Raw genomic sequence first — 23,317 nt, forward strand, 5'->3', positions numbered from 1 at the left:
ACTATTTTGTTTACATTAAAACCCCTGTTAATCGCAATCGGCCTGACGGCTTTCACCGGACTTGCCAACGGCGAAGAAACCGATAAAAACCGGCTGCCGGAAATCGGTACCGCCGGCGGCAGTATTTTATCCCTGGATAAAGAGCAGCAAATAGGCGATGCCTTAAAACGTCAGCTCAGGGGCACTCAGCCGATCATCAATGATCCGGTTTTGATGGAATATATCAACGATCTCGGCAACCAGCTGGTGAAAAACGCCATCGACGTCAACTACCCTTTTGACTTTTTTCTCATCAACAACAAAGAACTTAACGCTTTCGCCTTTTTTGGCGGCCATGTCGGCGTTCACAGCGGTTTGCTGACCACCGCCGACAGCGAAAGCGAGCTGGCCTCGGTACTGGCCCATGAAATCTCCCACGTCACCCAAAGGCATCTGGCCCGGCGCTTAGAGTCCCAAAGCCGGAGCCAGCCGTTAACGACCGCGGGCATGATCTCCGGCGTATTGTTAACCCTGGTCAATCCCACGGTAGGTATGGCGGCGCTTTCCACCAGCATGGCGGCCCAACAACAGGCGGGCATTAACTATACCCGCGGCAATGAAAAAGAAGCGGATCGCGTCGGTATCGCGCTGCTCGCCAACAGTGATTTTGATCCTCAGGCGGCGCCGCAATTTTTTGCCAAAATGGCCGAGCAGTACCGCTATAAAAGCAAGCCGCCGGCCATGCTGTTAACCCATCCCCTGCCGGAGTCGCGTATCTCGGATGCCAGGCTAAGGGCACAGAACTTTGCCCCGAACCCCCAGGCTCCTAAGCTCAGCTTTGAACTGGCCAAGGCAAGGATCCAGGCCAGGTATGAAGGTAATCCTAAGGATAATATCAAACACTTTAACTACCTGATTGAAAAATCCAGGTACAAATTAAAGCCCGCCGCCGAATACGCCCTGGCGCTTTCTTATTTCGAAGACAAGCAATACCAGCAGGCAAAAACTATCCTTACCCGGTTATTTAAGCAAGATAAAACCAATTTGTTTTATGCCGACACCCTCAGCGATGTTTATATCCAGCTGAAAGAGTTTAAGCAAGGCATCAAGATGTTATCGGAATTAAACCTGTTAATGCCCAACAACCAGGTGGTGGCGCTCAACTATGCCAACCTGTTAATGGAGGCGAAAAAATATCAGCAGGCGGCCGATATTCTCAATGACTTCCTGTTGGTGAAACCGGACAACTTCCTCGCCTATGACCTGCTAACCTCAGTCTACCGCCGACACGGAAAAACCGCCTTAATGCATGTTAACCGCGCCGAAACCCTGGCACTGCTGGGTAATTACCAGCGGGCCATCGATGAGCTGCAAACCGGTTATGAATTTGCCGACGGCAAACCTTTGGTACAAAAACGCATCAAGGCCAGGGTATTGCAGTTCCAGGAGCAGGAAAACAGCCTGAAACGCTTATAATCATCCGGATATATTAACGAATTAACCTTTATGTCATAATGGCGTGTTATATAGCCATAAACATATTTATTGCAAAACCAAGAGATAAAAATTAAATGTTAACGATTTACCATAACCCTCGCTGTTCAAAAAGCAGACAAACCTTAGCCCTGATCGAAGACGCCAAGGCAGAGGTCAATATTGTCGAATACCTGAAAACCCCGTTAACCGAAGTGCAGATCAAAGAGCTGATGGCCCTGCTGTCGGTGCCTGCCATTGAGATGATGCGCACCAAGGAAGCGGAATTTAAAGAGCAAAACCTTAAAGGCGCCGACGAAGCGACCTTAGTTGCGGCGATGGCGGCCACCCCTAAACTGATCGAGCGTCCGATTGTCGTGGCAAACGATAAGGCGGTGATCGGCAGACCTCCTGAAAACGTACTGGCGCTGCTGCCTTAAAAAGGCCTTAGGTTTGTTTACAACACGATGAAGAAACAACAAAGGTTTTCAACCCCAACGTTGAAAAAAATAGCCCTTAGCGGCTATTTTTCATTACTGGTGCTGATGCCCCTGTGGCTGGTGGTATTAAACCCCAGCCAGGGATTAAGTCCGACATTATCCCTGGTGATGTTTACCCTGCCCCTGCTTTTTCCCATGAAAGGCTTATTGCAGGGTAATCCGTATACCTATGCCTGGTCGAACTTTATTGTCATGATCTATTATCTGCACAGCTTGACCACCTTATGGGTTTCCCCCGAAGATATGCTGTGGGCGGCACTGGAGTTTATCTTTGCCACTATGATGTTTCTTGGCGGCAGCTATTATGCCAAATATCGCGGTCAGGAATTAGGTCTGAGCATCAGGAAGAAAAAAGAACAAGAATAACCCTTTAGCTTGTTTTTAGTGAAGCAAAGGGATTATTAACCAAGTAAAAAAGTAAAGGATTAACCATGAAACAATTGCTACTGCCTGTATTAGTCACATGCCTGTTAAGCGGGTGTAACGGCTCATCTTCTTCGGATAACAGCAGCAACGGATCGGGCTCGTTTGTTGACCAGGACAATTATCAGCAAAATTCGCTGGTCGCCTTTGATGAGAATATCAAAGTCAACCAGGCCGTGGATTTGTTTTTATATTATCCGGGCCAGTCCGTCAGCAATGTTTTATGGCAGCAAACCAGCGGTGAGCCGGTGACCTTGTTAAGCAACACCAGCAAGGCCATCGCCTTTACCCCGCTTACCCCGGGAAATTACAGTTTCCAGGTCTCCTTTAACCTTAACGGTAATGTGCAAACCTTATCCCATAGCGTCAATGTCAGCGAAGCCGATAACTATATCAATGCCCGCCTCGGCCACGTGGTACAAGAAGGCAATAAAGTCTCCCTGCGCGCCGAAGTCGCCGCCGAGCTTGACAGCGCTAATATCCGCTGGCAACAAAAATCAGGCCCGAGCCTGAGCTTAACCGGCAGTTCGCTCACCGGGGATGTGGCGATCTTTTTTGACAGCCCAGAGGTGAGCCAGGATACTTTGATAGAATTTGATGTCTCGGTCACACAAAACGGCATCAGCTACCTCGATACCGTGGCAGTGTTAATTGAAGACAGCCCGGTTATCCCAAGTAATGCTTATTTTGAAGAGCGCCTGGCCAGTGTCTTTCCCTATCAGGCAAGCAGCGATTACGCCGATGACCTCGGACCTTGTCTTTATTCCAACCAGTTAAGCAGCTCCTGCACCTTAGGCCGCTTGCCCCTGATAGGACAGCAAACCCCAAATCCCGAGATAGACGACATCATGGACAGGGTCCTGGTATCCCATGCCTGGATGGGCGACAGATTCCGGGAGTTTTTACAAACCAAGGATCCCCATGGCGACTTTCGCAGCATGTTACAGGCCACCACAGGTATCGTGATCTCCTATGACATCCGCCCTTCTTTTTATTGGGCCGCCACCGGGGCAATTTACCTTGATGCCGATAATTTCTGGTTAACCGCCGATGAAAGAGACACCATCAACGCCGCACCGGATTATCGCAGCGATTTTGGCAAGGACCTACAATTTGCCATGCCCTGGCGGTATATCAAAAATAACGATTATGCCAGCGAATCGGTTGGGGCCGACAGCCGGGAAAGCCGCAGCAGCCAGGACGGCTTATACCGCTTAGCCGCCCTGATGTATCACGAGCTGACCCATGCCAATGATTTTTTCCCCAGCAGTGCATGGCACAGTTTTAATCTCAGTACCCGGATACTGGATGCGGCTTTAGCCTCAAGCACCCAGTCGGACCAACTCGCCGTGGCCTACCCGCTGCAAAGCGACAATATGCGCGCCCTGGCCCAGGTCAGTTTCGGCGACGGTAATGCCAGCAACACGCAAAAAGCCTACACTCCTGCGGATGTCAGCGGATTTTTCAGCGCCGATCAGGCAACCGATTTCTATAACTATGCTTCCGAGCGGGAAGATTATGCCATGTTGTTCGAAGAGCTGATGATGTTCAGCCGCTACGACATAGTACGTGATGTCGCCGTCACCAATCAGCCTGCCGGCGAGATGATTTTCGCCGGCGACTATATCGTCAACTGGGGTCAAAGGGGACGGATCGGCGATGATGATATCAAACCCAGGGTCAGCTATGTCGCCCGCCGGGTGTTACCGGACTTTGACGCCGATAGCGTGCTCAATAGCCTGCCCGCCCCCATAGCCATGACAGCAGGCAATAACTGGGTGGAAAACTTAGGCATCAGTCCGGCATCAAGAGTTACCCTGGAAAAAAACCTCAGCTTTGCCCAGACCCTGGAGCAGATTTCCCACCGGCAAGTGATCCGGCGCGAATATGTCAGGGCTTTACCTTATTATGAAAAGCCCTTGCCTAAACACTAAGAGCCGAAGCGCTGAATTTAACGAACATTTAAGCACCGGCAGGGCATAAGTGCCCTGCTGTTAAATTCGCGCTAAAAAAAGCCCAGATAAAAAATCCCCCCCTTAAGCTTGCTCTAGCTTATAAAAGGGTTTCTTTAATAAAAGGAATGGTAATTTTACGCTGCTCCCGGATAGAGGCCTTATCCAAAATATCCAGGGTTTTGATCAGAGAGCGCATATCCCGGCTTAACCGGTTGAGCAGAAATTTCACCACATCATCATGTAAGATCAACCCGCGCTGCAAGGCACGATATTGCAGCGCTTTGATTTTTTCTGCATCGGAAATCACTTTTATCTGCTCGGTATAACCCCAGCCGATGCGGGAGACAAGATCCGGTAAGGTAATGCCCAATTGCTGCGCACTCTGGTTACCCGTGATCAACAAGCGTTTATTCTGCTCCACCACGCGATTATATAAATCAAACACCGCCTGTTGCCAGATATCATCACCGGCAATAAGATGCAGATCGTCAAGACAAATCAAGTCAATTTGCTCCAGCCCGTCCAGCATTTCCACCGATAACAGCTTCAACTCGGAAAAAGACAGACACAGGGAAGATTTGCCAAGCAAGGCGGCATAAGCACTGCTGGCATGTAAAAGATGGGATTTGCCCACCCCGCCGAGACCAAACAGGTAAAAACCGTGGGGCTGGCTTTCCAGCGCCGATTTACCGTCGATAAAGTCCTGCAGCTGTTTCACCACCGCCTGGTTGGCTTCACTCTGGAAACTGTCAAAGTTTTCATCGTCGGGTAACTGCACCGCCAGTGCTAATTGGGCAACCTGCTTCATGACTTACCCCAATAAAAAACCGGGACATCGTCCGGGCGAACTTCCGCCAGCGGATCTATATGCTGTTGCAGCAATTTATTAAGTTTAAGGGAAGCGAGCAGCGCCTGTTTACCACCAAGCAGACTCAGGCTGAACCTGCGGTTTGTGCCCCGGGCACTGACTAAACGCACCGACTGCACCGAAGATAACTTTTCCAGGAACTGCGACACCGCCATATAGGTTTGCAATGAGTCGACATTGGCGACATCAAGCAGCAACTCGTTGTCCATAGAGGGCGACTGGGCATATCCCTGATAAATGGTCTGGGTGATCTCTGCCAGGGCCTGCTCAATCAGTTGTCCGGCATTGTTGCTCTGGCGCCGCTGACCAAAAACCTGTTTATCCGTCAGCAAACTCCAGTCCAGCACCAGGTTATTCTCCTGGCACAAGATACAGTCTTGTTCGTCATCGCTTTGGGGGATTTGCGGCAACAGGCTGGAGTTGGAGACCCGGATCACCACTATCGCTTCCGGGTAATAACGGCTTGACGCGGCCCGCACCGGCTCGGCAAAGCGCCCCCAGATATCGGATATCCGGACTTGGCTGGCATCGGTTAAATCCATTAACGGCATGATCACCGGCAAGCCCCTTTGCCGGGCATAATCGGTAGCAATCCCAGGCAAAGGCGAGCGCGAGGAAGAAGATAAGATGCTGCGCGACAGCCCCTGCTCTTCAATCAACCACAATAACACCTGGGGACGTAAATTCCCCCATAAGGATAACTGCGCTTGCTGAAACAGGGCGTTTATCTTGTGCTCATCAAAAGTCGCCTGCAACACCAGCTTATTTTTAACCGGGTCATTTTTTGTGGAATAAGCCGCAAGGCGCTCATAAGTGTATTGGCTCAGGTATTGCTGGTGATTGGCCACCGCCTGTTTGACAACATCGTTATCCACTGCGGCTTCCTGACCGGAAACTTTCACTATCACCGAGCGCAGCGCCTGCTTTAATGCACGGTTTCTTTCGGCTTTCGCCTGGGAGTTCACAGGCACCTTTGCCTGGTATAAATCTTTGACTTCAACCGCATGAAGGGCGGCCGAACATAAAAAGGTCAAAAGCAGTGCGCAAAATCTAATCATATAAAGGAGACGAATCAATTTCATATTCAAGATCTTATCATATTGCACAGGAATTTTATCCCCTATTTATAACCTTGGGAAAATAATTTATTTTAATGATACTAACCTCCCGCCCACGCTGCTAGAATATGCACCTTTAAAATCTGTCGGTTATTTTTTGAGGTTTCCCGTGAGCGAACAAAAACAGTCCTTAAGTTATAAAGATGCTGGTGTAGATATAGATGCAGGCAATGCATTGGTCGAAAACATTAAGGGGGCTGTTAAACGCACAACACGCCCTGAAGTAATGGGGGGTTTGGGGGGCTTCGGCTCAGTATGCCAACTACCTACAGGTTATAAAGAGCCGGTACTGGTTGCCGGTACCGATGGCGTCGGTACTAAACTGCGCCTGGCAATCGATTTGGAAAAACATGATACCGTGGGCATCGATCTGGTAGCCATGTGTGTCAACGACCTGATTGTTCAGGGCGCCGAGCCGTTATTCTTCCTTGATTATTACGCCACCGCCAAACTTGACGTTGACGTGGCCTCCAATGTGGTTAGCGGCATTGCCGAAGGCTGTATCCAGGCAGGTTGTGCCTTGGTCGGCGGTGAAACCGCTGAAATGCCGGGCATGTACCACAAAGGCGATTACGACATCGCCGGTTTCTGTGTCGGTGTTGCGGAAAAGTCCCGCCTGCTTGACGGCAGCAAGGTTGCCGCAGGCGACCAGCTGATAGCCTTAGCCGCTTCGGGTCCTCATTCCAACGGTTATTCCCTGATTCGTAAAGTGCTGGAAGTGAACAACACAGACACCAATGAATTATTAGACGGCAAAGCCATCGGCGAGCATTTACTGACACCGACCAAAATCTATGTCAAATCTGTGCTGGCGCTATTAAAAGAAGTGGATGTCCATGCCCTGTCTCATATTACCGGCGGCGGTTTCTGGGAAAATATTCCCCGGGTATTACCCCAAAACACTAAGGCAGTGATCAACAAAGCCTCCTGGCAATGGCCGCAAATTTTCAACTGGCTGCAGGAAAAAGGCAATATCAGCGAACACGAAATGTACCGCACCTTTAACTGCGGCGTCGGCATGATCATCGCCGTACCAAGCGACAAACTTGAAGCCAGCTTAGACATCTTAAAGGCACAGGGTGAAAATGCCTGGCACATCGGCGCTATCGACAACGCAGCCGCCGATGAAGAACAAGTTGAAATGAACGAGGGCTAAGGCATGGGGAGTCGAATTCTGGTGTTAATTTCAGGCAGCGGCAGCAATTTGCAAGCCCTGCTTGATGCCAGCGGCGCCGATGATTATCCCGGTGAAGTGGTGGCGGTCATTTCCAATAAAGCAGACGCTTACGGTTTGACCCGGGCGGAAAATGCCGGTGTTGATGCCATCACTTTGTCCCATACCAGCTTTGACTCCAGGGAAGCCTATGATCAGGCGTTAATTGAGAAAATTGACGCCTATCAGCCGGACCTGGTGGTATTGGCCGGTTTTATGCGGATCTTGACGCCGGGCTTTGTTCAACATTATTCTGGAAAATTATTGAACATTCATCCATCTTTGTTGCCCAAGTATCAGGGATTAAATACCCACCAACGCGCAATCGATGCCGGCGACAAGGAACATGGGGTCAGTGTCCATTTTGTTACCGAAGAGCTTGATGGCGGTCCGGTTATATTACAGGCAAAAGTTCCGGTGTTTCCCGGAGATGAAGCAAGTGATCTCGCCAGCCGTGTCCACGAACAGGAACATCGCATCTACCCCTTAGTGGTGAAATGGTTCTGCCAGCAGAGATTACGCATGTTAAATGATCAGGCGCTACTCGATAACCAGGTTTTACCTGTATCGGGTTACGCCAGCGATGAGTAATAAAAAGAACTAAGTTCAAGAGGTAGTAACATGTTGAAAAAATTATATCCTTTGTTTGTCGCGGCGCTTTGTCCGTCCTTTTCGGCCTTTGCCGGTGAGCCAACAACAAATGATATAGGAGTAAAACCTTTTACTGCCTCCTACAGCATTATTCATAAAGACGATCCCGTGGGCACTGCCAGCCGCCAGCTAAGCTACCAGGATGATGGCAGCGCCCGCTATAGCTACAGTACAGATATTGAATGGCTGATCTTTTCTGATACCCGAAAAGAGTCATCCATTGTCCAAGTCAAAGATAACAAGGTTATCCCCCAACATTATAAGTACGACCGGGAAGGCACCGGCCGCGACAAGCATTATGAATGGCAGTATGACTTTGCCAATAACAGTGCTTTTGATGTGAAAGAGCAGCAGGCGATCAAGGCTGATTTCAGCCAGAACCTGCAGGATCCCCTGAGTTATCATTTACAAAACCGCCTCAATTTATTGGCGCATCCAGAGCAAAAACATTTTGTCTATCCGGTGATCAAAAGCTCCGGAAAAATCAAGAATTATGTTTATCAGTATGACGGCGAAGAAGAATTGCTCCTGCCCTACGGTTTAGTAAAAGCGGTAAAATTCAAACGGGAAGTGGTAGACAAGAAACGTATCACCTATGCCTGGTTTGCTCCTGAACTGGACTACCTGCTGGTAAAACTCTTTCAGGTGAAAGCCGGGGTTAAACAATTTGAAGCCCAGTTAACAGACTTAAAGGTCGAGGGTAAGGCAGTCACAGCCTCGCTACCTTCGAAAGAAAAGCAGCCTCATTAATCTTGCTTACCGGTTTTAGCTGGCAGATTTCAGGGTAACGAACATTCGTTACCCTTTTTCGGGTTAACTATTCCGTCTTGCTGGTTTCAGCTACCGCCATTTGCCCGCAAGCAACAGATTCCCCCAGACAAAAAAGTTGCCACTGCCCCGGCAACATTTTATGCCAGGTTTCATCATCCGTCAGCGGCTGGGTGGCAATCACCGTCACTATATCGTTATCACTGGTTTCCTGCTTAAAATCCACCAGCATTTCAGCATCGATCAAACTGGCGCTGCCAAAGGGTGCCCGGCGGGTGATCCAATGTAAATTATTCGAGCAAAAGGCAAACAGACTTTCACCGTCGGTGATAATGACATTAAACACCCCATATTGATTGATACACTCACTTAAGCTAGCAATAAAAGCAAATAACTCACAGGCTGGCGGCTGTTGGTCACCAAACTGGTAGTGGATTTGATCCAATATCCAGCAAAAGGCATGCTCACTGTCTGTAGTACCAACGGGTAAATGCAGCTTCACCGGGAAAGTTTCCATGAACCCCTTCAGCTGACCGTTATGGGCATAAGTCCAGTTCTTGCCCCACATTTGCCGGGTAAAGGGATGGGTATTTTCCAAACAGACGGCACCGGAATTGGCCTGACGGATATGACAAATCACCGCTTCACTTTTGATAGGGTATTCCGTGACCAGCCGGGCAATGGGAGAGTGGGCGCTAGGCATAGGATCTTTAAAACTACGACAACCTTTGCCTTCATAAAAAGTCACTCCCCAGCCGTCTTTATGGGGACCGGTATTACCGCCCCGCTGCATTAAGCCGGTAAAACTAAAACAAATATCCGTGGGGACGTTGGCACTCATTGCCAAAAGCTCACACATAAATTTACTACCCTTAAATGAATAAAACCTTCGAAATAAATAGCTGGTTAAGGCATTTTAACCGACCAATACCAGGCGCTTAGAATAATAGTAATTTACCCTGTTATGAGTGCAAGATCACCAGTAAAAAAATGAAGAGAAAATAAAAAGGAAATTTATGAGGTTAGCAGATTAAAATGGCTGATGATTCATCCACCTTAATCTGCAGAAAGTCGTTGCTAGTCTTTAGGCACAAAACCGGCTTTTTGCAGATCTGCCGTCATGATTTCCAGCATCGCCTGCAAGCCGTTTAACGGCCTTAGCATCACTTCAAAATGCTCGATTTTCCCCTGTTCATTCCAGCGGATCATGTCTATACCTTTAATATTTTTTCCCGCCACCATAGCGGAAAACTCCAGTACCACACTGTTACCGGAAATAAACTGACGGTGGTAGGTAAAGTCCTGAAAAATGCCCATCACGGTTTTTAAGATATAGGCAGTGATTTGCTTACCTTCTTTAGGTTTCCACACCGTGGGAGAATGAAACTCAACCTCATCCGCCAGGATATCATTTAATAGCGCCATATCCTGATGTTTAACCACGTCATGCCATTGCTGCAAGCAAGCTTCCATTTGTAAACTCATATGCTATTTTCCCCTTATTTTTTCCTTAAATGATAACGGCAAAACCTGCTTGGCAGCTTTGCCCCTTGTTGTAATAGTTCGAATATAACAAAGGAAAATCATAAAGTCAGCAGCTCATCGGATCAGTAAAGACAAACTCACTTGTCAAACTGGCATTAAGTTTTGCCGTCACTATTGCCGATCATATTTTCAGGTACAACCCAGGCTTCAAATTGCTCTTTGGTTAACAGCTTAAGTGCCAGCGCCGCGTCCAATAAACTCATCCCCTCCTGATGGGCTTTTTTGGCAATTTTAGCGGCATTGTCATAACCGATATGCGGGTTAAGCGCCGTCACCAGCATCAAAGAGCGATCCCTTAATTCATTGATCCTTTGTTCATTGGCGCTGATGCCTTTAATGCATTTCTCGGTAAAGCTGGTGCAGCCGTCCCCCAAAAGACGGATCGATTGCAACAGGTTATATATCATCACAGGTTTAAAGACATTAAGCTGAAAATGCCCGTTAGCCCCGGCAACACTGATACAGGTATGATTGCCCATCACTTGGGCAGCAATCATGGTTAACGCCTCACATTGGGTCGGATTTACCTTACCCGGCATAATAGATGAGCCTGGCTCATTTTCCGGCAGGCAAATTTCCCCAATGCCGCAACGGGGGCCAGAGCCAAGTAAACGGATATCGTTGGCAATTTTCATCAAACTTACCGCCAGGGTATTTAAGGCGCCGCTCGCTTCCACCAGGGCATCATGGGCCGCCAAAGCTTCAAATTTATTGTCGGCGCTGACAAAAGGAAACTGGGTAATTTTCGCCACTTGCCGGGCAAACTTGATATCAAAACCCGCCATGGCATTTAACCCTGTACCTACGGCCGTGCCACCCTGAGCAAGCTGATACAAGGCCGGCAGCACAGCTTCAATTCTGCGTATGCCATGCTCCACTTGTGCATAGTATCCGGAAAATTCCTGCCCCAAGGTCAAAGGGGTCGCATCCTGCATATGGGTACGGCCGATTTTAACCAGGTGCTCAAAAGCAATAGATTTTTTCTTCAACGCATCTTTTAAACCGTGCAGCGCCGGTATTAGACCTAAATTAATTTCTTCCACCGCGGCAATATGCATCGCCGTGGGAAAAGTATCATTGGATGACTGCCCCATATTGCAATGGTCATTGGGATGCACCGGCGTTTTCGAGCCCTTCTCGCCGCCAAGCATGACGATGGCGCGGTTGGCAATCACTTCGTTACAATTCATATTGCTTTGGGTACCTGAGCCGGTTTGCCACACCGACAGGGGAAAGTGATGGTCAAGCTCCCCCGCCGCAACCTCTGCGGCAGCGGCGATGATCACTTCGCCAAGCGCCTTGGGCAGCAAACCAAAATCCATATTCACCTGGGCTGCGGCTTGCTTCACCACCCCCAAGGCGCGGATCAGTGGTTTAGGCAAGGTTTCATCGCCTATGGCGAAGTTGATTAATGACCGGGCGGTTTGTGCGCCATAATATTTATCATCAGGAACGGGTAATTCACCAAAGGAATCACTTTCGAGTCGATATGAAATCATCTTGAACTCCCGGGCTTATGGCACTTGCGGGCGCAAGTGTTAGTAACAGCCGTTATCACTAATTCTAGTTAATAAACCGCCATAAGGAGTCATGACTTTCACCATTAAGGTGCAAATATTAAAAATGACCTATAACTAAAAGATAAAACCAAAGCTGAGACGGTAAATAAAAAATAATTGAAATTAACAGCCCTTAGCTTTACTCTATAGTTATGTGGTCTGACCTCTAGATATTAAGGAAATTTTGTGGATATTTTAATTTGGATAACCAGTGCAATCGCGTTGAGCTGGTTTATGGCTTATTCCAGAGCCAGTTTGTCAAGCTATACCCTGGCGTTTGCCGTACTGATGCTGCTGGGTACATTTTTCTCTGTGATCTCATTTGTTGGCTGGGTAGTGTTCGCTTTAATTGCCCTGCCCCTTAATGTCACCAACTTCAGAAAGCAGTATGTCACCAGCCCTTTGCTGGCTTTATACAAAGGTATTATGCCAGAAATGTCCCGCACCGAGCAGGAAGCCATTAATGCCGGTACGACCTGGTTCGATGCCGATTTATTCCGCGGTGCGCCGGACTGGCAGAAACTGCATAACTTCCCGCAACCGCGTTTAAGCGCAGAAGAACAGGCATTTTTAGACGGACCGGTTGAAGAAGTGTGCGCCATGATAGACGACTGGCATACCACACATGAAAGAGCAGACCTTTCCCCTGAAATCTGGCAGTACTTAAAAGACAACAAGTTCTTTGCCATGATCATCAAGAAAAAATACGGCGGCCTGGAGTTTTGCGCTTATGCCCAGTCACGGGTATTGCAAAAACTTACCGGTGCCAGCAGCGTTTTATCCAGCACCGTAGGCGTACCTAATTCGTTGGGCCCGGGTGAGTTATTACAGCACTACGGTACCAAAGAACAACAAGATTATTACCTGCCGCGCCTGGTGAAAGGTGAAGAAATCCCCTGTTTTGCCCTAACCAGCCCGGAAGCCGGTTCAGATGCCGGTGCCATTCCAGATTTCGGTGTCGTCTGTAAAGGTGAATTTGAAGGTAAAGAAGTGTTGGGTATGCGTCTTACCTGGGACAAACGTTATATTACCCTGGCGCCTGTAGCGACCGTATTGGGTCTGGCCTTTAAATTACAAGATCCCGACGGCTTACTCGGCGATGAAGAAGACCTCGGCATTACCTGTGCCCTTATCCCCACCGACCTTGACGGGGTGATCACCGGCCGTCGCCATTTCCCGCTGAACGTGCCTTTCCAAAACGGTCCGACCCAAGGTAAAGATGTCTTTGTACCGCTGGACTTTATTATCGGTGGTCCTAAAATGGCCGGCCAGGGCTGGCGTATGCTGGTGGAATGTTTATCGGTTGGCCGCGCAATTACCCTGCCTTCAACCAGTGCCGGCGGCATCAAGTCACTGGCGATGGCGACCGGCGCCTATAGCCGTATTCGCCGCCAGTTCAAACTGCCTATAGGTAAAATGGAAGGTATCGAAGAAGCGCTGGGCCGTATCGGCGGTAATGCCTATCTGATGGACGCGGTAACCACCATGTCTACCGGCGCCATCGATTTGGGCGAAAAACCTTCGGTTATTTCCGCCATCGCCAAATACCACTTAACTGAAAAAATGCGTGCCTGTGTGACCGACTCCATGGATATCCACGGCGGCAAAGGCATTTGTATGGGACCGAATAACTACCTTGCCCGCGGCTATCAGGGTGCACCTGTTGCCATCACGGTAGAAGGGGCCAATATCCTGACCCGTAACATGATCATCTACGGCCAGGGCGCCATCCGCTGTCATCCTTATGTGCTGGCAGAACTGCAGGCCGCCGGCAATAAAGACAGCAAGCAGGCCCTGGATGATTTTGACCATGCCCTGTTTGGCCATGTCGGTTTCGCCGTCAGCAATATTTTCCGCAGCCTGTGGTTTTCCTTATCCGGTTCGCGTTTACTGAAAACCCCTTACCAGGATGAAACCCGCCGTTACTACCAGTTAATGACACGTTTCAGCTCTAACCTGGCGATGTTATCGGATGTTGCCATGTTGACCCTGGGTGGCGATCTCAAGCGCAGAGAACGTGTTTCAGCGCGCTTGGGCGATATGTTAAGTTATCTGTACCTGGCCTCTGCTACGTTAAAACGTTTTAACGATGAAGGACGCAGAGCCGAAGATCTGCCGCTGATGCAGTGGGCAGTTGAAGATTGCTTGTACAATATTCAACAGGCCATGGATGCCTTGCTGACCAACTTCCCGAATAAAATTGTCGGTAAAGCATTAAGAGTGCTGGTATTGCCTCTGGGCTGCTGGTTAACCAAACCTTCGGATAAAAGAGATCACCAGGTTGCCCGCTTGTTGCAAACGCCAGGTGATGCCAGAAGCCGTTTAGGTGAAGGGCAATACCTGACCCGCGAAGACAGCAACCTGATGGGACAATTGGAGCAAACCCTGGATGATATCGTTGCCTGTGAGCCGATTTTTGAAAAAGTTTGCCGCGCAGTTGGCACTAAGCTGCCTTTCTACCGCTTAAACGAAGTGGCGGAGCAAGGTTTAGCCTGTGGCGCCATCAATGAAACAGAAGCTGAATTATTACGCCGTGCGGAAACCGGCCGTAAAGCCGCTATCGATGTCGATGATTTCGATCCGGCTGATCTAGTGGCGGATAAATCTTTATTAGCGGGTGAAGATAAAAACCAGCCCCACGCCGCATAAAAATCTTTTTAATGGTTAATGCTAAAACCCTGCTTTTGCAGGGTTTTTTATTGGCTGAATTTTATTCTCAATAATGGCAACTGAAAATAAGATAAAAAGCTTAAGAATCAATAATTCAGCGTACATATGTAACTAATAAACCAGTACCCTTTTTGCTAAAAAATCGGTAAAGTAGCGCCTTTTCATTAAGTATTCGAAGAGAGATTGCTACCAGCCATGCTCAGTGCTTTACCCGGATTTATTATCTTTCCCCTGGCCTTTGTCTTATTTTGCCTTAACTTAAGTTTTTGCGGCTCTTTAGTTTTTCTCGGCGGCCTGGTAAAACTGTTGCTGCCCTTTTCCCGCGCCCGGAAAATGCTCTATCACCCCATGCATATGATCTACCGGTTATGGGCCTGGGGCAACTTTGCCATTATGAGCTTATTCAATAACATCAACTGGCACATCCGCGGCGGTGAAAACCTCAACAAGAAATCCTGGTACCTGCTTATCGCCAACCATCAGAGCTGGCTCGATATCATGGTATTGGCGAACTTTGCCCGCAGCCGTATTCCCGAGCCAAAATTTTTCCTAAAAGAAGATCTGCGCAAGGTGCCCTTTTTAGGCATGGCTTGCTGGGCGCTGGACATGCCCTTTATGAAGCGCTACAGCAAGCATTTTATTGAAAAAAATCCCCACCTTAAGGGTAAGGACATAGAAACAACGAAAAACTCCTGCAGGCATTTTAAGCAGCAGCCTACAACTATCATCAATTTTGTCGAAGGCACCCGCTGCAGCCCTGAAAAGCAAAAAGAGCAGAACAGTCACTTTAAACACCTGCTGCCGCCAAAAGCCGGTGGGATCGCCTTTACCCTGGCCGCCCTGGGCTCGCAATTTGACAAGGTATTAAACATTACCCTGATTTATCCCGACAATTCAGGTCATGTTATGATGGATATGCTTACCGGGAAACTTAAAGAAGTTATTATAGATATTGAGCAACTGCCGGTATCAGAGCATATTATCGGCGACTATTTTGAAGATACCGGTTTTAAGGCCCGCTTTCAGCAGTGGCTTAATGATCGCTGGTTAGCTAAAGATAAATTAATTGAAAAGTTATCCCGCTAACTTCGGGATAATCTTTGCTCCTGTTCATCCTTGAACCCATGACATACATTACTTCCTGTAAATCGTCATTCCTGTTCATCCATGAACCCATAACATACATTACTTCCTGTAAATCGTCATTCCTGTTCATCCATGAACCCATAACATACATTACTTCCTGTAAATGCGTCATTCCTGTTCATCCATGAACCCATAACATACATTACTTCCTGTAAATGCGTCATTCCTGTTCATCCATGAACCCATAACATACATTACTTCCTGTAAATGCGTCATTCCTGTTCATCCATGAACCCATAACATACATTACTTCCTGTAAATAAAAAGCCCCGATATCAAGGATAGCGGGGCTTTTTATTGATTGTCAGCTTACAGGAAAGACAATAACTCGCCGTCCAGCTGCATCAGGGTTTTCGGATCTGCCATCATGGTTTTTGCCAGTGACTTGGTCCGGGGCAGCATACGCTCAAAATAAAACTCTGCCGTTTTAATTTTTGCCCGGTAAAAATCCCTGTCTTCCACACCCGAAGCCAGTTTTTCATAGGCGGCCTGTGCCATTTGCGCCCAGAAATAAGCCATCACGATATATCCTGAATACATCAGGTAATCGACGGAGCAGGCGCCGATAAAATCACGATCTTTTCTGGCTTTAAGGGCAATACGCAATGAATACTGCTGCCAGCTGGCAACCGCTTTACTGAGCGGCCAGATGAATTTATTCATTTGCCGTTTGTGGCTATATCCGGAAATCATACTGTGATCTTTACAAAAACCGAGAATTTCCATGGCAAATTCTTTTAAGGCAACGCCTCGTGTCAGCAAAATTTTCCGGCCAAGTAAATCCAATGCCTGAATACCTGTGGTTCCTTCATAAAGGGTAGAAATGCGGGCATCACGTACGATCTGCTCCATGCCCCATTCTTTGATATAACCATGGCCACCGAAGATTTGCATGCCATGACTGGCACTTTCACAACCCAGCTCAGTTAAAAATGCCTTCAAGATAGGGGTAATAAAACCTAAGCGGTCATCGGCAGCCTTACGCTCATCTTCCGTTTTCGCACTCTCGATATCATCCACTAATTTCGCGGTATAATAAATCATGGCCCGGCCCCCTTCACTGATGGCTTTTTGCGTCATCAGCATCTTACGGACATCGGGGTGAACAATAATAGGATCGGCGACTTTTTCCGGTGCTTTCTTACCGGATAATGAGCGCATGGACAACCTTTCTTTGGCGTATAACAAGGAATTCTGATAGGCCAGTTCGGCGGTACAAACCCCCTGCAAAGCCGTGCCCACCCGGGCGGTATTCATAAAGGTGAACATACATTCCAGACCTTTATTTTCCGGCCCGATCAATACCCCTTTAGCATTATCGAAGTTTAATACCGCCGTGGCCGAAGCTTTAATACCCATTTTATCTTCAATAGAGCCGCAGGTAACATTATTGCCTTCACCCAGGTTACCCTGTTGATCCGACTGAATTTTAGGCACAATAAACAGGGAAATCCCCCGGGTACCTTCCGGCGCATCCGGCAAGCGGGCTAATACAATATGAACAATGTTTTCCGTTAAATCATGCTCGCCGGCAGAAATAAAAATTTTCGTACCGGTAATATCATAAGTACCGTCATCATTTGGTACCGCCTTGGTTTTCACCTGGCCTAAATCTGTACCGCACTGCGGCTCGGTCAGGCACATGGTGCCGGTCCAGGTACCTTCCGTCAACCGGGTCAGATAAAGTTCTTTTTGTTCATCACTGCCATGCTCTTGTATGGTGTTCATGGCGCCATGGCTTAAGCCGGGGTACATACCCCAGGACCAGTTTGCCGTGCCCATCATTTCAGACTTCACCATGCCCATAGACGGCGGCAGCCCTTGACCTCCCTGCTCTATCGGGTGCGAAAGACTCTGCCAGCCACCGGCAACATATTGTTGGTAGGCTTCTTTAAAGCCTTTTGGCGTAGTCACCACACCGTTATCAAACTTGCAGCCTTCTTTATCGCCACTCTGGTTTAAAGGTAATAACTCATTTTCACTGAACTTGGCACACTCGGAAAAAATGGCATCCACCAAATCCGGGGTCGCTTCGGCATATTCAGGATACTTCTGATAATGCCCGTAATAATCAAACACATCTTCGAATAAAAATTTTATATCCCTTATCGGCGCTTTATAACTGAGCATTTATGAACTCCTGACGGCACTAATCTAATAAATTAAAAACTATTATGTGACGAGAATGTAGCACAAGTCAACTGGTCATACCACCAAGAAGGAAATTTATAATACCTCTACTAGGTCTACTAGGCTATTGACTCTTGACTAAAATTAGCACAGAAACTCTGTAAACACCTGATATGAAACAAGAGATAAAAATCAATAACTTATACTAACAACAGCTATAACACATAAAATTAACAAGATGTTCATTTTTATAAGTTTGATTTTTTACAAAAAATAATAAAATTCACAAAATTCAGATAAGTAACTGAATAGTAATACTTTATACAAACAATATTCGACAACAAAAATAAAGCAAAAACTCTAACAATCATAATTACCTTAACCTAAATCAAAGAAATGCTAACCTTTAGTTGTTGGATTTCACTTCTTAAGCTAGTATTTTTAAGTTGTTCGCTATATTTCTAACCCGCTTAGGAACAAGCGCTGTAGTAAGGCTAATGATAAGGAAAAGCCAATGGAAAATAAGGAAAAACTACCGAGAAGTCAGGATGTAGTCCCACCTAATGGCCAATTTATCCCAATATGGGTAGATGGTACACAAGTCGATGGAATCCCTGGAGAAAGTATTCTTAGCGTGCTATTTGCTGTTGGGAAGAAATCTATCACTAAAAATGATCACGGTAAAGTCACGGGAGCCTATTGCGGCATGGGCGTATGCCATTGCTGTACGGTCAAGGTTAACAATCAACATAAGGTAAAAGCTTGCCAAACCCTTATTGAGCCGAGTATGCATATAGATACTCAGAGTAACCGGCTGGATGAAGGAGGAATGGCATGACAGCGTCAAAGCATGGTGTTGTAATTGTCGGTGGTGGAACTGCTGGCATTTCCGCCGCGGCAGAGTTAGCCCAGCTTGGCATAAAATCTGTTGTTATTGATGAAGCCCCCAGAATCGGCGGTCCGGTATTTAGGGGGCCGTTTCGCGAAGCGATCAGCCTGCCCCACCTGGATGAGAATCTGTGCCAAAAGATTGCCGATATCCGGGAGCTTTATCAAAAAAATCAGCAATATATTGAATTACGCCTTAATACCCGGGTGCTGGGCCCTTCAGGCGAAAGCGCCCTGTTAGCCCGCCACCAGGATGAAATTTTTGAAATTCCCTACGATCAACTTATCGTGGCAACCGGTTGCCACGAAAGGAGTGTGCCTTTTGACGGTTGGCAAATTCCCGGTGTCATGCTGCTCGGCGGTGTGCAATTACAGTTGAAGTCCGGTTTGGTAAAACCGGGTCAACGCATGGCCGTTGTCGGCACCGGCCCTTTGCTGCCGTTGGTGGCAACTCAGCTGCATAAAGCCGGCGTTGTCGTGACCGGTATTTTTGAAGCAGGAAAGCTTGGCGATTTCGCCAAAGAGAGCCGCGCTTTTCTCAACCGTCCCATGCTGGCACTGGAAGGGGTGGGATTGCTCACTTACCTTAAAACCAACGGCATCCCCATGCATTATGGCATGGGCATAGTGTCCGCCAGCGGCGAAGACTGCCTGACCGGCATCACAGTAGCCCAATACGACCGGGACTGGTATCCGGTTAAGGGCACGGAAAAAACCTTGGATGTTGACTGCCTGGCGGTTGGTTATGGCTTTGTTTCCAGAAACCAGCTCACCCAATTATTAAATGTGGCGCACGATAACTGCCAGATCAGTGGTTTAAAACCCCGGGTGGACGACTGGCAGCACTCAAGCCGGCCGGATGTATACATCGCCGGTGACAGTGTCGGTATTTTAGGCGGTGAAGCCGCCATGATGGAAGGGCGACTTGCGGCAATATCCGTCGCCAAACAACAAGATATCATCAGCCTGGAGCAGGCAAGAGATAAGGCCAAACCTTATAAAAACCTGCTCGATAAAGTCAAGGCCTTCCGGGCCGGTTTTGACCGTATCGGCAGACGGCGGGAAGGCCTGCTATCACTGTTAACAGCAGATACCATAGTTTGCCGTTGTGAAAACGTCACCCGGGCTCAGATAGATGAAGTTATCGAGCAAGGGGTCAAGGATATCACATCCTTAAAAATGCGCACCCGGGCCGGTATGGGAGATTGCCAGGGCAAAACCTGCAACAGCTATTGCCAGGACAGGTTACGCTTTGAACTCAAGCAACTGGATGTCGGAGAAATCAAACCCAGATTCCCGCTTGATCCTGTGCCCTTTTCTTCATTATATAAGGAGGTATTATAATGAAAAAGCAATATGATATCGTTATCGCCGGGGGTGGCGTGATCGGTGCAGCCTGTGCTTATTTTCTAAGCAAGGAAAAAGATCTGAAAATCGCCCTGGTGGACCTGAAAAAGCCGGGCAATGCTTCACGGGCCTCAGCCGGTGGCCTGTGGGCTATTGGTGAGTCGGTAGGTTTAGGCTGCGGGGTGATCTTTTTTAAACAAATGACCCAGCAAAGAGCCGAAGCCGAAGGCGTTGACCTGCCGCCAATGCGGCCGCATATTCTGCCGGAATGTTTTTTTGAGTTTGCGTTAAAAAGCAACGACATGTACCCGGCCTTATGGCAGGAATTAAAAGACAAACACGGGGTAGATTTTAAGTTCGAAAAAACCGGTTTGAAATACATCATGTATGACAAGTTCGATAAGCTCTATGCCGACTCGATCGTAGAGCAAATCCCGGGACTGGCCGAACAAATCAACTGGCTCAGCGCCGAAGAACTGGCCATTGACGAGCCGCATATCAATGCCGATGCCATAGGGGCACTGGAGTTTGCCTGTGATCACCAGGTCAATCCCTACCGCTTAAACGAAGCCTACCTTGAAGCCGCCCGGCAGAACGGCGTCGAGCTGTTTTTGCAAACCCCGGTTACCGGTGTGGAAAAACAAGGTAATAAAGTCACCGGTGTGGTGACCGAAGCGGGAACCCTTTCCTGTAAAACCATGATCAATGCTGCCGGCGCCTGGGCCGCCGAATTAAGCGAAATGGCTACCGGCACCCGTATTCCGGTGGCGCCGGTAAAAGGACAGATCATCTTATCCGAGCGTTTACCTAAAATTCTTAAGGGCTGTGTCTCCACCACGGATTGTTATATCGCACAAAAAGATAACGGTGAAGTGCTGATCGGCAGCACCACGGAAGAAAAAGGTTTTGATACCTCCAATACCTTACCGGAAATCAAAGAACTGGCCAATGGCGCCATGCGCTGTATCCCGGAGCTTAAGCAGATGAATATCAAGCGCTGCTGGGCGGGACTAAGACCGGGTACGCCGGACGAGCTGCCGGTACTGGGGGAAATGGACGGTGTCGAAGGTTATATCAACGCCTGCGGTCATTTCCGCACCGGAATATTAACCTCTGCCATCACAGGTAAGCTGATAAATGATCTTTACCGGGGCTTGCCCTTAGATATAGATATCACACCATTTAAATACGCCCGTTTTCTCAAGCAGAAAAACGAGCAGCAAACCCCCGAAATAGAGCAGGAGCTGGCTTAAGCAGGGTTATGTCCCTGAATTCATCAGCGCGAATTCATGCTAGATAAAGGAAAGTCGCGGCTTTCCTTTATTTTATTAAGCAAGAGCATACAATCACACTCACTCCAATGCCATTGCCGCTGCCTGACTCACTTCACCTGGTTGCTCCTGCTCAACTATCCAATGCAAAAACCTGCGCGCATTCACGTCATATGATAAAGCCGCTAAGGCATCAACCGCTTTAAGCCGCACTGAACTATTGCTATCAGAGATAACCGCCTGTCCCAGTAACTGAATGGCATCATCACTGGCAATATTTTGCAAACCTTCGATTACCCTGAGGCGAATACCCTTGTTTTCATCCCCTAAACCGGTAGCCAGGGCATGAACGCTGCTTAGTTGGATCAGCGACTCCAGGGCGTTACTGCGGTTTTCTATTTCCGGATGGCTGGCTAAAATATTTTGATAATACTGAATTGCTGTTAAAACCCTTTTATCCGAACTGTCGAAACGTTTCCCGAGACGAAATAAATGCCTGGTACTTTTCACTTCAGCGATATCAGCTACCGGGCAGGCATTATGCAGTAAGGCTAAGGTAACCTGCTTTATCCCCGGTTTCTTGAAGGTTTCACCGCTATCAACCTTCGCAGTATCATGGCAGCTGGTATTTTCAATGGCACTGACATCAATTGTCTCCGATAACGCTATCTGAGCAGTGTTTAACGGCAAAGCATGACGACATAAATCTCCTAATACCCGGCAAGCAAAGTGCTCAGGTTTTATGATCAGATGTCCGTACCAGCCGCCGATAAAAGCAAGAACAGTTGATAAAACAAGTACTGCACTGTTGAGCTTAGGCATATGCATTTCACAGCTTCAAGATCATACCCCTAAGCTTTATTCTTTTTATGGCGATTAGCAAAATAAATTTCTCCGCCACTAACCTCATATACGGCGAAAAATACAGCTATCTCAAGGTTCTGAAATGTCAGCTTCTTTTACAATATTGCCCGCTAAAACCAATTAAAAAGACTAGCTTATTGATATTTAAGGGGAGGTATATTTTATGCATTTTGCCGGGTTCAGTGCAAAATACTTAAGAGGAAGAATATGAAAATGCTCCGCCACTTTCTTTGTCTGATTTCAATGTTAATACTCCCTAATATTGCCAATGCCGGTTTTATCAGTGTAACGCTAGGTAATGACAGTCCGGGCTTTGCCGATGGCAGCACCCCGACAGTGTTTCCTGAAATAACCGGCGCCCAGAGCGGGCAAGATGCTCCTTTTGACCAGGGCTATGGCGCCGATGGCCTGTTCGGCGGCAGTTTTGATCAGAACTGGACTTTTGCCTATGCGGCAATCGCAACCACGATCACCAATGCCACCCTCACTATCGGTATCGCCGATCATGACTCCAGTGCCAGCGGCAGTCAGGTGGGAGATTTTTCTCTCGACGGGACCGGCAATGCCCTGCTCAGTGCAGACTTAGATACCCTGTTTGAAGCCGCAGGAGGGGCAACAGACGGGCAATACAAAGTCTATACCTTATCGCTTGATAGCAGCTTATTCGGCGAATTAGCTGACGGTAGCGCCACCGCAGCCCTGAGGTTATCCGGCCCGGGCCTGGTACCGGATATTTTTAGCGGCGGCTTTGCCGAAACAGCCAATAACGGCGCCTTCCTGATATATTCCACCTTAACCATCACCTTTGATGATCCGCCCACAGGAGACGTACCCGAGCCGGGGGCTTTTGCCTTACTGGCCTTGAGCCTGCTGCTGCTTTACGGAAAAAAGTCGGCCGGAAAACCATAGAAAACAGCTAAAACTTTCTTTTTACGTAAAAGGAGATAAA

General features: G+C 48.0%; 20 protein-coding genes. 13 read left to right on the top strand and 7 right to left on the bottom strand.

The window, feature by feature from the left end:
- The first annotated feature begins 6 nt into the window (after window positions 1-6).
- From bepA to SG35_RS18330, 4 genes are all read left to right on the top strand, one after another.
- Window positions 7-1,455 (top strand): beta-barrel assembly-enhancing protease, encoded by a 1,449-nt coding sequence (gene bepA, locus SG35_RS18315; RefSeq protein ID WP_053043503.1) that lies wholly within the window; start codon window positions 7-9, stop codon window positions 1,453-1,455.
- A 95-nt stretch (window positions 1,456-1,550) separates the two neighbouring features.
- Window positions 1,551-1,892, top strand: coding sequence for an arsenate reductase (glutaredoxin) (gene arsC, locus SG35_RS18320; protein WP_044836410.1), 342 nt, complete (start codon window positions 1,551-1,553; stop codon window positions 1,890-1,892).
- A gap of 27 nt (window positions 1,893-1,919) precedes the next feature.
- A complete protein-coding gene (locus SG35_RS18325; protein WP_044836409.1) occupies window positions 1,920-2,318 on the top strand; it encodes a DUF2069 domain-containing protein in 399 nt (132 codons plus the stop codon).
- A 65-nt stretch (window positions 2,319-2,383) separates the two neighbouring features.
- Window positions 2,384-4,309, top strand: coding sequence for a hypothetical protein (locus SG35_RS18330; protein ID WP_044836408.1), 1,926 nt, complete (start codon window positions 2,384-2,386; stop codon window positions 4,307-4,309).
- A gap of 118 nt (window positions 4,310-4,427) precedes the next feature.
- Here SG35_RS18330 and hda read toward each other — a convergent pair whose 3' ends face one another.
- A complete protein-coding gene (gene hda, locus SG35_RS18335; RefSeq protein WP_044836407.1) occupies window positions 4,428-5,138 on the bottom strand; it encodes a DnaA regulatory inactivator Hda in 711 nt (236 codons plus the stop codon).
- A complete protein-coding gene (locus SG35_RS18340; RefSeq protein ID WP_160298421.1) occupies window positions 5,135-6,232 on the bottom strand; it encodes a DUF2066 domain-containing protein in 1,098 nt (365 codons plus the stop codon). The genes hda and SG35_RS18340 overlap by 4 nt, the downstream gene beginning before the upstream one ends.
- Before the next feature lie 193 nt (window positions 6,233-6,425).
- Between SG35_RS18340 and purM the strand changes: the two genes are divergently transcribed.
- Genes purM through SG35_RS18355 form a run of 3 tightly spaced genes read left to right on the top strand, consistent with a single transcriptional unit; the run spans window position 6,426 to window position 8,930 of the window.
- Window positions 6,426-7,472 (top strand): phosphoribosylformylglycinamidine cyclo-ligase, encoded by a 1,047-nt coding sequence (gene purM / locus SG35_RS18345; protein WP_044836406.1) that lies wholly within the window; start codon window positions 6,426-6,428, stop codon window positions 7,470-7,472.
- Between the two features lie 3 nt (window positions 7,473-7,475).
- The gene (gene purN / locus SG35_RS18350; protein ID WP_044836405.1) at window positions 7,476-8,120 is read left to right on the top strand and encodes a phosphoribosylglycinamide formyltransferase; all 645 of its coding nucleotides are present in this window, start codon (window positions 7,476-7,478) and stop codon (window positions 8,118-8,120) included.
- Between the two features lie 30 nt (window positions 8,121-8,150).
- A complete protein-coding gene (locus tag SG35_RS18355; protein WP_053043501.1) occupies window positions 8,151-8,930 on the top strand; it encodes a DUF3108 domain-containing protein in 780 nt (259 codons plus the stop codon).
- Between the two features lie 67 nt (window positions 8,931-8,997).
- On the opposite strand, the gene SG35_RS18360 is transcribed toward SG35_RS18355, so the two are convergent.
- The 3 genes from SG35_RS18360 to fumC all read right to left on the bottom strand — a co-directional run bounded on the left by SG35_RS18360 (window position 8,998) and on the right by fumC (window position 11,992).
- Window positions 8,998-9,807: a class II glutamine amidotransferase gene (locus SG35_RS18360; protein ID WP_044836404.1), complete on the bottom strand. Its 810-nt coding sequence runs from the start codon at window positions 9,805-9,807 to the stop codon at window positions 8,998-9,000.
- Between the two features lie 218 nt (window positions 9,808-10,025).
- The gene (locus tag SG35_RS18365; RefSeq protein WP_044836403.1) at window positions 10,026-10,433 is read right to left on the bottom strand and encodes a nuclear transport factor 2 family protein; all 408 of its coding nucleotides are present in this window, start codon (window positions 10,431-10,433) and stop codon (window positions 10,026-10,028) included.
- A 155-nt stretch (window positions 10,434-10,588) separates the two neighbouring features.
- The gene (fumC, locus tag SG35_RS18370) at window positions 10,589-11,992 is read right to left on the bottom strand and encodes a class II fumarate hydratase (RefSeq protein ID WP_044836402.1); all 1,404 of its coding nucleotides are present in this window, start codon (window positions 11,990-11,992) and stop codon (window positions 10,589-10,591) included.
- A gap of 246 nt (window positions 11,993-12,238) precedes the next feature.
- Here fumC and fadE point away from each other — a divergent pair, with 246 nt between their 5' ends.
- Window positions 12,239-14,701 (top strand): acyl-CoA dehydrogenase FadE, encoded by a 2,463-nt coding sequence (gene fadE, locus SG35_RS18375; RefSeq protein WP_084693048.1) that lies wholly within the window; start codon window positions 12,239-12,241, stop codon window positions 14,699-14,701.
- Window positions 14,702-14,917: 216 nt separating this feature from the next.
- A complete protein-coding gene (locus SG35_RS18380; protein ID WP_044836401.1) occupies window positions 14,918-15,808 on the top strand; it encodes an acyltransferase in 891 nt (296 codons plus the stop codon).
- A 369-nt stretch (window positions 15,809-16,177) separates the two neighbouring features.
- Here the strand turns inward: SG35_RS18380 and SG35_RS18385 are convergent, their stop codons facing one another.
- Complete coding sequence (locus SG35_RS18385) at window positions 16,178-17,998, bottom strand: acyl-CoA dehydrogenase C-terminal domain-containing protein (RefSeq protein ID WP_044835697.1); 1,821 nt, start codon at window positions 17,996-17,998, stop codon at window positions 16,178-16,180.
- 514 nt (window positions 17,999-18,512) lie between these two features.
- On the opposite strand from SG35_RS18385, the gene SG35_RS18390 reads away from it, so the two are divergent.
- From SG35_RS18390 to SG35_RS18400, 3 genes are read left to right on the top strand one after another with little or no spacing between them, the layout of a single operon-like run.
- The gene (locus SG35_RS18390) at window positions 18,513-18,836 is read left to right on the top strand and encodes a 2Fe-2S iron-sulfur cluster-binding protein (protein WP_044835696.1); all 324 of its coding nucleotides are present in this window, start codon (window positions 18,513-18,515) and stop codon (window positions 18,834-18,836) included.
- Entirely contained in the window at window positions 18,833-20,230 is a 1,398-nt protein-coding gene (locus SG35_RS18395) for an FAD/NAD(P)-dependent oxidoreductase (protein ID WP_044835695.1), read from the top strand. The genes SG35_RS18390 and SG35_RS18395 overlap by 4 nt, the downstream gene beginning before the upstream one ends.
- Window positions 20,230-21,486 (top strand): NAD(P)/FAD-dependent oxidoreductase, encoded by a 1,257-nt coding sequence (locus SG35_RS18400; RefSeq protein WP_044835694.1) that lies wholly within the window; start codon window positions 20,230-20,232, stop codon window positions 21,484-21,486. The genes SG35_RS18395 and SG35_RS18400 overlap by 1 nt, the downstream gene beginning before the upstream one ends.
- Before the next feature lie 99 nt (window positions 21,487-21,585).
- Here the strand turns inward: SG35_RS18400 and SG35_RS18405 are convergent, their stop codons facing one another.
- On the bottom strand, window positions 21,586-22,326 hold the full coding sequence (locus SG35_RS18405) for a HEAT repeat domain-containing protein (RefSeq protein ID WP_160298394.1): 741 nt from the start codon (window positions 22,324-22,326) through the stop codon (window positions 21,586-21,588).
- Window positions 22,327-22,575: 249 nt separating this feature from the next.
- On the opposite strand from SG35_RS18405, the gene SG35_RS18410 reads away from it, so the two are divergent.
- Complete coding sequence (locus SG35_RS18410) at window positions 22,576-23,277, top strand: PEP-CTERM domain protein (protein ID WP_044835692.1); 702 nt, start codon at window positions 22,576-22,578, stop codon at window positions 23,275-23,277.
- Window positions 23,278-23,317 lie beyond the last annotated feature (40 nt).

This window comes from Thalassomonas actiniarum (assembly GCF_000948975.2).
GTDB lineage: Bacteria > Pseudomonadota > Gammaproteobacteria > Enterobacterales > Alteromonadaceae > Thalassomonas > Thalassomonas actiniarum.